The 15,042-nt window shown below is 30.7% G+C and carries 15 protein-coding genes and 1 pseudogene; 10 read left to right on the forward strand and 6 right to left on the reverse strand.

Annotated elements, in window-relative coordinates; all coding sequences use genetic code 11:
- Positions 1 to 94: 94 nt before the first annotated feature.
- From QZV12_RS07520 to QZV12_RS07530, 3 genes are all read left to right on the forward strand, one after another.
- On the forward strand, positions 95 to 730 hold the full coding sequence (locus QZV12_RS07520; RefSeq protein WP_295619645.1) for an L-threonylcarbamoyladenylate synthase: 636 nt from the start codon (positions 95 to 97) through the stop codon (positions 728 to 730).
- Between the two features lie 326 nt (positions 731 to 1,056).
- Positions 1,057 to 1,755: a DNA repair and recombination protein RadB gene (gene radB, locus QZV12_RS07525; protein ID WP_295619648.1), complete on the forward strand. Its 699-nt coding sequence runs from the start codon at positions 1,057 to 1,059 to the stop codon at positions 1,753 to 1,755.
- A 239-nt stretch (positions 1,756 to 1,994) separates the two neighbouring features.
- Entirely contained in the window at positions 1,995 to 3,155 is a 1,161-nt protein-coding gene (locus tag QZV12_RS07530; protein WP_295619651.1) for a pyridoxal phosphate-dependent aminotransferase, read from the forward strand.
- A gap of 312 nt (positions 3,156 to 3,467) precedes the next feature.
- Here QZV12_RS07530 and QZV12_RS07535 read toward each other — a convergent pair whose 3' ends face one another.
- Complete coding sequence (locus QZV12_RS07535) at positions 3,468 to 5,243, reverse strand: ribosome biogenesis/translation initiation ATPase RLI (RefSeq protein WP_295619654.1); 1,776 nt, start codon at positions 5,241 to 5,243, stop codon at positions 3,468 to 3,470.
- Between the two features lie 367 nt (positions 5,244 to 5,610).
- On the opposite strand from QZV12_RS07535, the gene pth2 reads away from it, so the two are divergent.
- On the forward strand, positions 5,611 to 5,949 hold the full coding sequence (gene pth2, locus QZV12_RS07540; RefSeq protein ID WP_295619657.1) for an aminoacyl-tRNA hydrolase: 339 nt from the start codon (positions 5,611 to 5,613) through the stop codon (positions 5,947 to 5,949).
- Between the two features lie 235 nt (positions 5,950 to 6,184).
- Here pth2 and QZV12_RS07545 read toward each other — a convergent pair whose 3' ends face one another.
- The 4 genes from QZV12_RS07545 to QZV12_RS07560 form a co-directional block, all read right to left on the reverse strand.
- The gene (locus QZV12_RS07545) at positions 6,185 to 6,574 is read right to left on the reverse strand and encodes a hypothetical protein (protein ID WP_295619660.1); all 390 of its coding nucleotides are present in this window, start codon (positions 6,572 to 6,574) and stop codon (positions 6,185 to 6,187) included.
- A gap of 17 nt (positions 6,575 to 6,591) precedes the next feature.
- Positions 6,592 to 6,963, reverse strand: a complete 372-nt coding sequence (locus tag QZV12_RS07550; RefSeq protein ID WP_295619663.1) for a hypothetical protein — start codon at positions 6,961 to 6,963, stop codon at positions 6,592 to 6,594.
- Between the two features lie 225 nt (positions 6,964 to 7,188).
- A complete protein-coding gene (locus tag QZV12_RS07555; RefSeq protein ID WP_295619666.1) occupies positions 7,189 to 7,824 on the reverse strand; it encodes a DUF4013 domain-containing protein in 636 nt (211 codons plus the stop codon).
- Entirely contained in the window at positions 7,808 to 7,987 is a 180-nt protein-coding gene (locus QZV12_RS07560; RefSeq protein ID WP_295619670.1) for a hypothetical protein, read from the reverse strand. The genes QZV12_RS07555 and QZV12_RS07560 overlap by 17 nt, the downstream gene beginning before the upstream one ends.
- Positions 7,988 to 8,463: 476 nt before the next feature.
- Here QZV12_RS07560 and QZV12_RS07565 point away from each other — a divergent pair, with 476 nt between their 5' ends.
- Entirely contained in the window at positions 8,464 to 9,321 is an 858-nt protein-coding gene (locus QZV12_RS07565) for an alpha/beta hydrolase (RefSeq protein ID WP_295619673.1), read from the forward strand.
- Between the two features lie 166 nt (positions 9,322 to 9,487).
- Here QZV12_RS07565 and QZV12_RS07575 read toward each other — a convergent pair.
- Positions 9,488 to 10,531, reverse strand: a pseudogene (locus QZV12_RS07575) (acyltransferase).
- Positions 10,532 to 11,017: 486 nt separating this feature from the next.
- On the opposite strand from QZV12_RS07575, the gene QZV12_RS07580 reads away from it, so the two are divergent.
- The 5 genes from QZV12_RS07580 (at position 11,018) to QZV12_RS07600 (ending at position 15,025) form a co-directional block, all read left to right on the forward strand.
- A complete protein-coding gene (locus QZV12_RS07580; RefSeq protein ID WP_295619682.1) occupies positions 11,018 to 11,323 on the forward strand; it encodes a hypothetical protein in 306 nt (101 codons plus the stop codon).
- Positions 11,324 to 11,345: 22 nt separating this feature from the next.
- Positions 11,346 to 11,552: a hypothetical protein gene (locus tag QZV12_RS07585; protein WP_295619685.1), complete on the forward strand. Its 207-nt coding sequence runs from the start codon at positions 11,346 to 11,348 to the stop codon at positions 11,550 to 11,552.
- A gap of 174 nt (positions 11,553 to 11,726) precedes the next feature.
- Positions 11,727 to 13,610, forward strand: coding sequence for a C1 family peptidase (locus QZV12_RS07590; protein WP_295619688.1), 1,884 nt, complete (start codon positions 11,727 to 11,729; stop codon positions 13,608 to 13,610).
- A gap of 192 nt (positions 13,611 to 13,802) precedes the next feature.
- Positions 13,803 to 14,498, forward strand: a complete 696-nt coding sequence (locus QZV12_RS07595; protein ID WP_295619691.1) for a hypothetical protein — start codon at positions 13,803 to 13,805, stop codon at positions 14,496 to 14,498.
- Between the two features lie 20 nt (positions 14,499 to 14,518).
- A complete protein-coding gene (locus tag QZV12_RS07600) occupies positions 14,519 to 15,025 on the forward strand; it encodes a hypothetical protein (protein WP_295619694.1) in 507 nt (168 codons plus the stop codon).
- Positions 15,026 to 15,042: the final 17 nt, after the last annotated feature.

Consider the following 15,042-nt stretch of genomic DNA (forward strand, 5'->3'; position numbering starts at 1 on the left):
AATTAACTAATATATATTTAATTAAGTAATCCAAGTAAAGTTTGGATATTTAAGCAGCATTATCTTTAAAATTCAATCATTTGGTGTATGATTTATGAAAATATTTAAAATGAGTTCTGAAAATCCTGATATGGATTTGATAAGTGAAGCTATTGACATAATGGCTGATGGAGGAATCATCCTTTATCCTACAGATACTGTTTATGGATTAGGGGCCAATATTTTCAATATTGATGCTGTAGAAAAGATTTATGAAATCAAAAAAAGAGACCAATCAAAGCCATTGTCTGTTTTGGTTGAGAATATGGAAAGTTTGGAGCTGATTGCAGATCTAAATAAAAGCTCAAGAGAAATCATCAATAAATGGCTTCCTGGTCCATTTACCTTTATTTTAAAAAAGACAAATGCTGTTTCTCCTTATGTCAGTGCAAGCACTAAAGTGGGAGTGAGAATTCCTGATTATAAAATAGCAAGGGCTCTTGCAAGCCTATTTCCAATTACCACTACAAGTGCTAACATTACTGATGAGGAAGCTTTATCAAATCCTCAAGATATTTTAAAGCAGATTGGAACTGATATAGACTTGATAATTGATGTAGGTGATTTAAATAATGCAAAGCCCTCTACAGTCATTGATTTAAGTTCATCTAAGCCTACTTTAGTTAGGAATGGATTTGATGGTGAAGATTTGAATTCCATTAAGGGAGATTTGGAAAAGCTAAATTTCTAATAAATTGGAATATTCAAATTCAACAGTTATTTGCTTTAATTCTGTTATAATATTTATCTGAATTCGTAAATTGAATGTGATAAAAAAAGTAACTTTAAATATATCCGAGTAAATACTATGTTTAGAAAAAGAAAATTTGGCAAGAACCATTTTTTTGTGAAATATTAAAAACAGTATTTTGATTATTTATATTGTTTTATTAGTTAATTGGTAATTATTTATGATTTATTATTAATTATAGATTTTTATTATTCATTATTGAATGATTATTTAATTGATTTATTATTAATTATAGATTTTTATTATTTATTATTGAAGGGAAAGACATGAAAATATTATCAAACATGGCAAATCAAGAGAAAATATCCACTAACTCTCCTTTAGATGAATTGTTAGATGGAGGAATTGATAAAAGAACTATAACTCAAGTTTATGGTCCTCCAGGTGTAGGTAAAACAAATGTTTGTCTAAATATAGCTATTAATGTTGCTAAAGGTGGAAAGAAAGTGGTTTACATTGACACTGAAGGTGGCATATCTGTAGATAGGATAAGGCAAATCTCCGGTGAAGACTTTGATGCAGTTGCAAAGAACATTATTGTATTTGAGCCAACTTCATTTAAGGAACAGGAAGAGGATTTAGGCCTTATAGAATCATGGATATCATCTAATAGTGCAGAAGTTGAACTTATTATATTGGATTCTGCTGTTGCATTGTTTAGGGTGGAAGATGATAACATAAAGTCTCACCTTTTAGGAAAACAGATGCAAATGCTTTCTGCACTTGCCATCAATCATGATCTTGCTGTTATTGTTACAAATCAGATTTATGCTTCATTTGATGAGGAAAGCGAAGAGGATTTCTCTCCTGTTGGCGGAACCATCATTCAATATAGAAGTAAGATTATTATTGAACTTAAACGTGAAGAAGGAACCAATCAAAGAATAGCTGTCTTGAAAAGGCATAAGACAAAAAGGGAAGGTTTGGCTGTTCACTTCTTGATAACCAATAATGGAATTGAATAATTCAATTCCTTTTACTATTTTTTTACTTTTTATTCCTTTTTCATCTAAAATTTACTAATTTTTAATCATTTTAAATAATTTAATCCATTTTCCTATTTTTTTATAAATAATTTTATAAGGCACTTTAGATATATAATATAATGTTGTATGTTTATTTAAACATAATTTAACTAATTTAAATCTAACTACTTAACTAAATTTATTATTTATTTTTATTTAAATATAGGATTTGTGATAAGATGATCCAAAAGAAGAAATATGCAAAGGCAGCTAAGATTATTCCAGGCGGTTATGAGTCTGCAAACCACTTTTTTGAAGCTGTTTTTAGGGATAAGGAAATGATTTGGATGGGTCAAAATACAAATGAATTGCATATTGGTCACAATGAAGAAGTCAAGCAAGCAATGGTTGATTGCATTGGAAGTGACGAATACTGCAAGTACCCACCTCCAGAAGGTTTTACAGAATTGCAATCTTTGATTTTAAAAGATTTAGAATTGGAAGGCTTAAGCATATATGTCAATGCAGGTGCAACTGAATCATTATACTTGGCCATGAATGCTGTATTGTCTCCTGAAGATAATGTAATTACTCCAGATCCAGGATATCTTATTATTGACAATTTTGCAAGCAGGTTTGCAAATGAAGTAAGACAAGTGAAGATTTACAGTGAAGAGAACAATTATAAGCTTACTCCAAAATTAGTTAGGGAAAATATGGATGAAAACACTAAAGTCATTCTTTTAATTGATCCATTAAACCCACTTGGAAGCTCCTACACTGAAGAAGAGATTAAGGAATTTGCAGAGATTGCTATAGAAAATGACTTGTTCCTTTTGCATGATGTAACCTACAGAGACTTTGCTCAAAAGCATACTCTTGCTGCAAAATATGCTCCAAACAATACAATCACCTGTTACAGTTTCTCTAAGATATTTGGTATGGCGGGATTAAGGTTAGGAGCTATCATTTCAAGCCAAGAAGTCATTGATGTTGTAAAAAGCATTATCATTAACGATGTAGGTACAAATATGGTTGCACAAGTAGGTGCAATTGCTGCTTTGAAAACCAAACCTCAATGGATTGACAGAGTCAAAAACACCACCTTTGAAAATCAAAAGATAATCAAGGAAGCAGTGGACCAATGTGAAGGAGTCTTCTTGCCTGTTTATCCATCAAGTGCAAACATGATGGGAATTGACTTATCAGGTGCAGGAATCGACCCTGAAGACATGTCACAATATTTGATTGGCAAAAAGGTATTTACAAGACAAGGTTCCTATACAAGTAATACATTCGGTCACAATTACTTAAGGGTAAGTTACTCAATCGACCCAGAAAAGGTCAAGGTATTTGCTCGTGAATTTGTACTTGCTGTAGAAGCTTTAAGAACTAAATAATTTTATTATTTAGTTTATTTTTTCTTTTTTTTATTAATTTATTCTTTTTTTAAATTTTCATTATTTTTTAAAATGGCATCTTTATTTTGCTTATTTTTCAATTTTTATCTCTAAATTTGCTTTTTTTTTAGTTATATGTATATTTCATGAAATATAATTCGTATATTGTCAAACTATTTGAATGATTAAAATTCCAATCTTTATGAAATGAAAATTTGTTAAAAAATATTAAAAAAAGTAAAATTAGTTTTTAGAAAAAATCTAAAAACTATAATGTATTTTTTAATAGTGAAAAATTAAAATATTTTTTCACTAATCTTTTAAGTAGTAGTATTCACCTTGCTCTTTCTGTTCTCTGTCAAGGTAAGAATCTAATTTATTTACTCTAGGACGTTTGGTTTCCTTATCTCTTCTAAAGGTAATGTCCAAGTCTCCTAAGAACTGGTTCATGCTTGTTCTAAGGTCTGATGGCTTGGAAGCTATACCATTGAGTCCAAGTTCTCCACTAAAGACCATTGCTCTGTCTGAAATGTAGTCGATAAATACGATATCGTGATCTACAATAAGTGAAGCTGCATTTCTGCTTTCAATTATTTTTCTAATTACTCTTGCAGCTATCAGTCTTTGCTCTACATCCAGGAATGCAGTAGGTTCGTCGAAAAGATAAATGTCTGCATCTTGTGATAATGTAACTGCAAGTGCAAGTCTTTGAAGTTCCCCACCACTTAATTTCTTGACCTTTTTGTCAAGGAGGTTGTCAAGTGCAAGAGGTCTTCCCACTTCACTGTTGAAGATGTTGGAACCGTATGTAGGTGCATTTGCGAAAAGGTATTCCTGTGCAGTTCCATCAAAGTCAGATTCAATGTATTGAGGTTTGTATGCAATTTCCACCTCTTCTAAAATTTCTCCTTCAGTAGGTTTTTCCACTCCTGCCAATATTTTTGCAAAGGTGGTTTTACCGATACCGTTTGAACCGAATGCAGTGACAATCTCGTCATGGTAGATTTTACCTGCTTCCGCTTCTAATGTGAATCCATCGTATTCTTTTCTAAGGTCGCTGTATTCACTTAAGACTTCTCCATCATCCTCTGGTGTTGGCGGACGAATGCTGAATTCAATTGGCTGTTTTCTGATTCTTACATTTTCCTCTTGAAGGAATCCGTTGATGTATGCATTGATTCCAACCCTTACACCTTTATTACCTGAGACTACACCGTATCCACCAGGTTCACCATATAACAAGTGAACGTTGTCACTCATAGCATCTAAAGTAGCTAAGTCGTGCTCAATTACAAGTACGGATTTGTCTGCTTCAGCAAGGGAACGAATTACCTTTACTGCATTTAATCTTTGGCGGACATCCAACCATGATGTAGGTTCGTCGAAGTAGTAGAAATCACCTTCACGAAGAACAGTTGCAGCGATAGCTACTCTTTGAAGTTCCCCACCACTTAAGTTTTGCATGTCACGTTCAAGGACATTTTTAAGATCTAAGTCATCTACTATTTCATCAAGCTTGTTTCTTTCATCAACATTGGAAAGCAAGCTTTTCACATTTCCTTGAACTACCTTTGAAAGCTGGTCCACCATTTGTGGCTTGTGAATGGTTTTGATTTCTCCAGCCTGCAATAATTTAAAGTAGTTTTGCAATGCTGAACCCTTATAATATTCAATTACATTTTCCCAGGTCGCTTCCTCTTCATAATTTCCTAAGTTTGGTATCAATTCTCCTGATAGGATTCTCATGATTGTGGATTTACCGATACCGTTTTGACCAAGCAAACCAAGAACGCTTCCCTCTTTTAAGGTAGGAAGTCCAAATAATTCAAAGCTGTTTTGTCCATATCTGTGAATTGGATCATCAAGAGCTTCAGGTAAGTTAATAACGCTGACTGCACCAAATGGGCATCTGTTGGTACAAATACCACATCCAGAACATAATTCTTCTGAAATAAGTGGCTTTTTAGTCTTTTCATCAATTACAATTGTATCTTCTTCCATACGTACTCCAGGACAATAGTGCATACATACAAAGTTACATTTTTTAGGTTGGCATTTGTCCCTGTCTAAAATAGAAATTCTGCTCATTTTATCTCCATATCCTTTAATAATAATCTAATAAGTTTAATTTTTTAAAACTTAGATGTTTTGCTAAGTTATTTTGGTTTAAAACTTTAATGTTTGAAAGTTTTATTTTTTTAAAAACTTCAAATCCTAATTTCAATGGTTTGAAGTTTTATGAAATAGTTTATAATAAATACATTTTGTTTTTAATGGTTTATAATAATTTTGTGTATTCTTACTTTTCCATTGTTTTTTTCAAAATAAGAATTTATTTCATTGTTTCTCTTTTTAAAGTTAAATTTAAATAATTTTGAGTTTAATATATATGATAATTAACAGAAAAAATCAGATTTGATTTAAACTTTTTTTTAATTAATTTTATGTGATTTAAATGAAACAGGTAATGATTGTAAGAACAGACATTAAGATGGGAAAAGGTAAGATAGCTGCTCAATGTTGTCACGCTGCAATAGGTGCATATAAGCAAGCTGACAAGGAAAAGATTAGAAAATGGGAAAATGAGGCTTATGCAAAAGTAGTTTTAAAAGTTCCTTCAGTTCATGATCTTTTCATGTTAAGGGAACGGGCAAGAGCAAAAGGAGTTGCTTATTACTTAGTGACTGATGCAGGCAGAACCCAATTGCCTCAATCAACAATCACTGTTTTAGGATTAGGTCCTGATGAGGATGATGTTATAGATGAAATAACTGGTGATTTAAAGTTATTATAGTTAATTTAAAGTTTTAGATGATGTAATTGGTGAAATAACTGGTGATTTAAAGTTATTATAAGTTAATTTAAAGTTTTAGATGATGTAATTGGTGAAATAACTGGTGATTTAAAGTTATTATAAAATAATCTAATTTTAGTTTTAGATTATTTTATATTTGTATCAATTATCTATTTAGATAATTGTCTTTTTTTTATTGATTTGTATTTTTTAGATTTGTTTATCTATTTTTATTCTAATTTACATTTATTATATTCTCAATATTTTCACTATTTTTATCATTTTCCTTATTTTGTTTAATCATCTCTTTAATTTCCTTATTGCTTTCCTCTAGCATTTCTTTTAGTTCAATATTTGATTTTTCATATTTCTCTTCTATTTTTTCAATCCTTTTATTGAATTGTTTTGTTAGGATAGCTACTGTCAATGTGGCAGTACCTACACCAGATAAAATATACCCGCTCCAAACTAAAAGCAGGCTATTTACTTTTCCAAGGGTAGTGCTTCCTAAAATCGCATAACCGTTACTTGTAAATGCATTGGATACCATATCTATAGAGTCTATAGGACTTACTCCTTCTACAATCATTGTAAATACAAAGCTAATGAAAATTATTGAAAACAATAAAACAATGGTTATTCCTAAACTATTGGTTTCAGTGTATTCCCTAAAGTGCTTATAATTAAGTACATTAGATAAATCAGAATTGGAACATGAATATAGTTTATCAGGCTTAATATTGTGTATCCTACATCTCCAACTATTAAAAAGGATAATGCTTCATAAGGAATTATAAGGAAGAATAATAATTTATTTTTCCATGTGTTATACTCTAATCCAAGGGCAATGTTTACCATAAACAAGACTTCTATAAGTGCAAAGAATCTTGAGTTTTCATTCCCTAAGAATGAGAATAATATGAATATGAATAATAAAAACAGGATTATTAAGTAATAAACTTGCTTTAATGTATCAATTTCCTCTTTAGGGAAATATTCTTCAGGATTAAACAACCTATTCTTTGAAATCTTTTTTATATGTTTTTTAAGTTTATTTGCACTAAATCTTGCTAGGAGGCATAGAATATAGAAAATTATGATAGCTAATAGGATATCTACTATTGAATATAAGATCTCTGTATACTCTTTAACACCAGTTAATATTTTTTGTATTTATTTTTGATTATTTTTGATTATTTTTGTATTATTTCTGTATTTAATTTTGTATTTTTTTTTTTTTTAAAAGTTTCTCCTTCTTCTAGGTCTACTCAAATGGGATGTTTTAACTTTATAAACCTTATAAATCATTCCTATTCCAATGAATTCAGTTATAAATATTAAAACCCCTATAAGCATATCCAACACTTCATTTCCAATGAAAACGAAATCAATTCCGTATTTTATATATGCCAAAATTGCAATTGCAAGAATAAGCTTGGTATAATCGAGGGTATAAGATCCCCAACCGATTGTGCCGAGGCATCTTTTAATCGCATATAGATTTAATGCAGAAGTTATTTTTCCTTTATCTGCAAGTCTTGCAAGGGCTATTTCCAAAAAGAATGTGCTTATATAGAAGGTTATGATAACGAAAACTATAAATAAAATTGTTTCCAAGGATCCATGAGCAGTGAATAGGCTTCCAACGTTTAGAAGCAGTATTTCTCCTTCTTTTATTGAAATAAATGGGAAGTCAAATACTAAAGAAACAAATGTCAATACTAAAAATTGGACTGCTGTATAGATTATTATTACAATTGAAGCTTTTATTCCAAATACAAAGGATTTAAAAAATTCTATTTTTGGCAAACTGTTTCTATTGTTCATTACTTCTTTTGTTATGCATAAGCCATAACCATTAACAAGGATTGTCAATAGGATTCCCAGTATAACTCTTAACAGTTCTTTTTTTTCCTTGAAATGCTCCTTCATTTGCATTGATAAAATCTAAAACTAAGACAATGAATAAAAGCAGAATAAAACTGAGGATATGTGGTTTGATAAAATTATATGTATAATCTAGTCTTTTTAAAGGCATTTTTTTCACCTTTGAATTTGATTCAATAGTTGGGTTAATATTATATTATTTATCAGTCATTATTAATAGTTATTTTGCTATATTTTTTAATGCTTTTAGTTATTTATTCTTGATTGTAAAGCAGAGAAGTTATTAATTTTTTCATTTTTTTAATATTTTTTTATAATTTAAATAATTTTTTTTTAATTTTTTCATTTTTTTAATATTTTTTTATAATTTAAATAATTTTTTTTAATTTTTTCATGGAATTTAACTTAATTTTCATTTTTTTAATATTTTTTTATAATTTAAATAATTTTTTTTTAATTTTTTTATGGAATTTAACTTAATTTTCATTTTTTTAATTTTTTTCATATTTCTTATGGAAATCAACGTAATTTTAAATTTTTCAATTTATTATTTTAATATTTTTCAAATAGTATTATATGTTTTAAGAACAAAATTAATTTTATATTTGCTTATTATGGTATATTTTTATGGCTAAAGACAAATCATTTATTGCAAAGGTAGAAGAGAAGATTCTAATTTTTACAAAACCTGATTATATGGGCTCTCAAGAAAAGGTCAAAGAGCTTTTATCACAAGAGCAATCTGAAGATAAGCCTGTAAAAAGCATTTTTAAAAGCAGGGATTTCAATGGATTGCAAGTCTTTGAATTTGGAGATAAAAGCGCTAAGAATTTGATTGTATATGTCCATGGAGGCGTTTTTATAGGTGAAATCAGCTGGCAACATTACCTGTTCTGCTTATTGCTCTCAAGAAAACTGGATGCTTATGTCTTGGCGCCGGTTTATCCACTTGCTCCAGCTCATAGTGCAATGGAAACATTTGACTTGATTAGAGGCTTTTATGAAAGCCTAATTCAAGAGCATGACAATATTTCATTGATGGGATATTCTGCAGGTGGTGGATTTGTCTTGTCCTTTTGCCAATATCTAAATGAAATCAATCTGCCTCAGCCAGATAATATAATCACTTACTCTCCATGGGTTGACATTTCACTTAGCAATACTCCTTATGACAATGATTCAGATCCAATTCTTGGTGAAGTGGGGCTAAGGGAAATAGGAAAAGTCTGGGCAGGAGAATTAGAGACAAAAGGTTATAAAGTCAGCCCATTATTTGGAGACAATTCCAATTTGCCTAAGACACTTATTTTTGTTGGAGATAATGAAATATTTTATAAAGACATTTTAAAGTATTATGAAAATCTTAAAAGAGATAATGTCGATGCTCGTTTGGTTGTTGGCAGTGGAATGTTTCATATTTATCCATTATTCCCTATTCCTGAAGCAAGGGATACCTTTAAGGAACTTAAAAAAGAGTTTGAATAATTAATACTTTAAATGATTTCTATTATTTATAATGCGACTGCTTAAAAAAACACTATTTTTGAATAAAACAGCCCATATACTAAAAAAAGCATTTTTTCATTGATCCTTAAAAAAATAAAATGAAAATAAAAATTAAATAAAAATAAAAAAAATATGAGATAATGAATTATCTCATGTATAAAATGAATTTACCATATTTAGGAATTCTATATATCAGTGCAGCAGCTGCATAACTGAAGATTATTAATAAAATCCAAAGTATTATAGCTTTCACTGGCTCTGTAAATGGCAAGATGCACACTATTGGCAATAAAGGAATTCTAAATATGTTGTGTATTAAGAATACTGCAAATGAGTATTTGGAAAGGAATTCGATTCCTTTTATTCCTCTGATATGTTGTCTTCTGGAACATAATTCAAACAATGCAAATGATCCAGTTAATATGAATGGGAACTCATATCATAGGTAGAAATCATATCCTTGTTGAAATGCAAAATACTGGAATCCTAAACAAATTAGGAATGAAACTATTGCAATTGCTCCAAATAGTTTTGAAGAATACTTTTTAAAGAAATCTTTTTTAACTAGCCATCCTAAAATAATGTAGATTCCATACACTCCTCCACTGAAACCAAGACAATATTGTATATTTATGTTCTGAACACCCATTATATCCAATACCAATGTGATGAACGGGAGTATGAATGCCAATAGGGTAAATACTATTGTGGCTTGCCAAATTGTTTGTGGCCTAAAATTATTTATAGCGCTGGAAACAAATGGCATTGAGAGATACATTCCAATAATCATTGGCATATACCACATATGGCTAAAGAAAAGAGTTCCTGCTTCCGCCATATTAATTTCTGGGGCGAAAACAGCTACATATTGCAATGTGACAAAGTATATTGCCACCCAAATAACCGTAACTATTATCAATCCTTTACATCCTGTGTTCCAGAATTTACGTACTTTTTCGTCATCATAAACTCTATCCAATAAGAGATAACCTGTAATCATTAAAAAGAATGGAACACCAATACGTCCTATAAACAATGATGCAAACTGGAAAACTCTTGAAAATAATGTATAATTCATTATCATATCGGAAGATATGATATAGATTCCGTCAGTTGCATGAATGTATAAAACTGTTAAGATAGCTAATGTCCTTACATAGTCAATCCATTCTATCCTATTTTTACTCATATTCTTCCTCTAAAAAAATCACTCTGTTTAAATTAATTTTTTATTCTGCTAATTAATAGTTTTGCAGTTAATAATAATTTATAATTACATTTAATATTTTATAAATTTTTATTAATAATTCTTTCTTATAATTATTTTGTTTCTTTTGATTATTAACTTAATTCATTTAATTTTTATAATCCTTTTGAAAATTTTGATGATTTCGTTTTCCCTGTTTTTGTGGTGTTTGGATTTTTTTGGCTTTTTGATGATTTCATTTTCCCTGTTTTTGATTAGGGTATGGAAGGATTAAATACATTTTAAAGTGAACAATTTTTAATTTTTTAAACATTTCTATCATTATCTAAAATAAATTCATCATTAATTAAACATTTTTTATTTTTTTTAATTTTTTCATATTTCCTGTTAGATTTTTTATAAGTCATTTATATATTATAATCTATAAATATAACAAATATCTTTTATAATGTAAATGAGGATGATAATTTGGAAATTAAAAAGATAGTATTCGCATTATTTGCTATCTTTACAGTATTATTGTCAATCGGCATTGTTTGTGCAGATGACATGGCTGATTTAAGTATGGGTTCTGCAATGGATAGCTATTCTATTGGCTCAGATTCAATCATTGCTGAAGACATATCAATTGCAGATAATGGGGAAAATAATTTAGAGGAAAAAAGCTTATTAAGGGATTCATTTGATGATGGAGAGGATGTTATAAGAGAATCCCTTGATGAAAACCCTTTAGGGGAAGGCAATCCTTTATCATTTAAAAATTTAAGATGTTGAGATCAATTCTGCCAAAGATGTTTTGGAAATTAGTTCTGATTATGCTTTTAATGCTGAAACTGATATGGATTTCATTAATGGAATTACAATAAGCAAAAAGGACTTGGTGATTAATGGAAATAATCACATAATTGATGGATCACACCAAGGGAAAATCCTTAAGCTTTTTGATGTTGGAATTACAATCAATAACCTTACATTTATCAATTCCAATGGCTCTGCAATTTGATCCAATTACTCTGATATCATCACATCCAATCTTGTTTTTAAGGATAATTTTGCTAGTGAAGGAGCTGCGGTCTGTGGATACAATACTGATTATAGCAGCAATAATGATAAATTCATTAACAACTATGCAGAAAAAGGTGCAGCTATTTATCTTCAGGAGAATTCCGCTTTAAATTTGAATAACGGAACATTTTCAAGTGATAAGGAGCTCTATTATGGGTTGCTCTATTTGAAAGAATCTAACTTGGGTGTTTTAAACACTAATTTTGTAAACCTCACTTCAATCTATTCTCCAGCATTTTTTGGTAATGATGTTAATTACACTTTTAAAAACTGCAAATTCATTAATCTATTTGCAAATATGACTGGAGGAGCTATTGCAGTAACAAGTTTAATGGAATATGTAAATGTTGTTGAAAACTGTTCTTTCATAAATGTTTCCTCAACAAGAAATGGGGGAGCCATATACTTTGAAATGTTGTCATCATATTCTGGAGCTGGCTTGTTTGTCAGCAATTCCCAGTTCACTAACTGTTCATCCGGTTTTGGTGGTGCAATTCTTAATTTAGGTGGTGAACTAAAGATTCAACATTCAAATTTCACAAACAATCTTGCAAAATATCAAGGAGGAGCTATTTATTCCAATATAACTTTCATCACTAACATCTTTTATTCAAACTTTGTAAACAACACCTTAATGAATTTAAGCAGTGAATTAAAGGGAACTGCTGTATATGGCTTTAGTATCAGTGATGGATTCAGAATCAGGTATTGCAATTTTACAGATAACATGGCAGACTATGCCAGCGCTGTTTTTGCAGAAATCTCTTTTTACAGTATCTTGGATTCCTACTTTAAAGGAAATGGTCAAGACATTTACACCACTTTTGATAAGCCTTCATCTATTTCAAAAAACAACACTTTTGCAGATGGAACTCAAAAGTACCATCAGCAAGACTATGAGTGGGTTATTGAAGGCAATAACATAGATATTGATTTTAATCCAATAATCATAGATGAGAGTTACGCTTCCGCTTCCTACTTTAATTTAAAGGATTTTGGCATTGAAAGCGCTGTTAAAGATCAAAAGCATACTGAAAACTGTTGGGCATTCGGCACATCAACCGCTCTTGAAATGGCATTATTAAAAGCAACTGGAGGTGCTCTTAAAGCAAATTTCTCTGTTAACAATATTGTATTTTATCCAAAATGCTTTTCAATTTATGGAGATGCTGAAAGTGCTGATGGTGGAGATGCTTTTGCTGCGAATTCATACTTCCTAAGTTGGCTTGGAGGCAATTTAAATGAAGATGTTGCCTTTGATGAATTAGGCAGAATAGCTATTGTTCCTAAGAGTCAGGAAAAATTCCATCTTCAAGGAATTGTTGCATTTCCAATAATTGATTCTTCACGTAATTTAAAGATATATAAGGAAGCGTTAGTAAAGTATGGTGCCTTATCAGTTACAGTGAATGCTCCTAATTCTGTAATAAAAGATGATTACAATGAAAAGACTTATGCTGCATATTACTATCCTGAGCCTGATTTTGAAGAGGCTGAATCTAATCATTTTGTAGTTTTAGTCGGTTGGGATGACAATTTCTCTAAAAATAACTTTATAAAGACTCCTCCAGGTGACGGGGCTTGGATTCTGCAAAACAGTTGGGGTAAGGAATGGGGAGACAATGGATATTACTATGTGTCCTATTATGATAATGCAATCTTCACATTAAACTCTCCTGTAGGATTTGTAATCGACGGAAACAGCCCTTACACTAAAAACTACCAATACGATTTTGCAATTAATGAATTTGTTTATGATTTTGCCGAAGAGGCTAAAGCTTATGCAAATGTTTATACTGCAACTGGAAATGATTTGATTTCTGCTATAGGAACATATTTCGATAAGGCAAATGCAAGCTATAAGATTGTCATTTCTGTAAATGGCGCTCAAGTTTATTCTCAAAGCGGAAAATCAACAGTCAGAGGATATGAAACAATTAAATTGAATAAGGCCATTGCAGTAAATAAAGGTGACAAGTTCCGTATAGAAATTTAAGGGAAATTTGCTCCTGTAAGCAGTCTTTCCTATTTCCCTCTTCAAAAAGGCGTTTGTCTTGTAGATTATGGCGAAGGTTTTGAAGACATTGGCATAGATGGCAATGTTGTTTCAATCAAGGCTTATTTCATTCCAAACTCTGTAATTGCAAACCATTCAGTAAAATATTACACTGACCAAACCCCATTTACATTGAAAGTTGAGCCAAATGCAGATATTACCTTTGAAATAAATGGAGTTAAAGCCACATTAAAGGCAGATGAAAATGGAATTGTTGAGATTGGAGTCAACTTAAAGCCTGGAAACTATACAATCGATGTGGATTATAATGGAACTAAGGCAGTATATCCTATTGAGATTAAAAGCACAATTGTTGCACCAGATGCATCAAGGGGATACAACAGCAATTATGACTATAAGGTTAGATTGTTAAATTCCAGTGGTGGTCCAATCAAGAATGCTAATGTTGCTGTTACAGTAAATGGAAAGGCAAAAACCTACTCTAGTGACAGCAATGGATACATTACAATCCCATTTGCTAAGCTAACTGCTAAACAGATTGTTACAGTTACAAACCCAATAACTAAGGAGCAGTCCAAAAGTGTCATTAATGTTGTTTCAAGATTTTCAGGAAACAAGAACATTAGGATGTACTACAACAATGGCACAAAATACTCTCTAAAGGTTTATGGTGACAATGCCAAACCGGTTGGCTCAAATCAGATTGTAGTGATTAAACTCAATAAGAAGACCTATAAGGTAAAAACCAATAATAAGGGCATTGCCAGCTTAAGAATACCAAAAACCCTAAAGCCTGGAACTTATGCAATCACTGCAAGCTACAAAGGCCAAAGAGTTAAAACACCATTAATGTCCTATCAAGAATAGTTGGAAACAAAAACCTTAACATGTATTATTATGATGGATCAAGATATAAGGTAAAGGTTTTAAGCAAAAACGGCAGGGCATTGGCTAAACAGCTTGTCATATTCAGAATCAACAAGAAAAATTATAAGGTCAAGTCAAACTCTAAGGGAATCGCAAGCCTAAAGATACCTTATACAGTTAAGCCAGGAACCTACAGCATATGGGCAAAATATGCTGGATTGTCTGTAAAGAATAAGGTAATTGTCAAACAGGTATTAAGCTCTAAAAAGACTGTAAGGGTTAGAAAATATGCTAAAAAATTAGTTTTGAAGGCAAGTCTAAGGAATGGCAAAAAGGCTCTTAAAAATAAGCTTATACGCTTTAAGTTTAAGGGAAAAACTTACAAGGCGAAAACCAATTTAAAAGGGCTTGCAAAGGTCACTCTTAAGAGAAAAGTTACCAGAAAGCTAAAACAAGGCAAACAATATACTGTAAGCATTATTTACCTTAAAGACATTATAAAAACAAAAGTTAAAGTTAAACGTTAGAGATGTATTCTATAACT

This window comes from uncultured Methanobrevibacter sp., from assembly GCF_902769175.1.
Taxonomy (GTDB): Archaea; Methanobacteriota; Methanobacteria; order Methanobacteriales; family Methanobacteriaceae; genus Methanobrevibacter.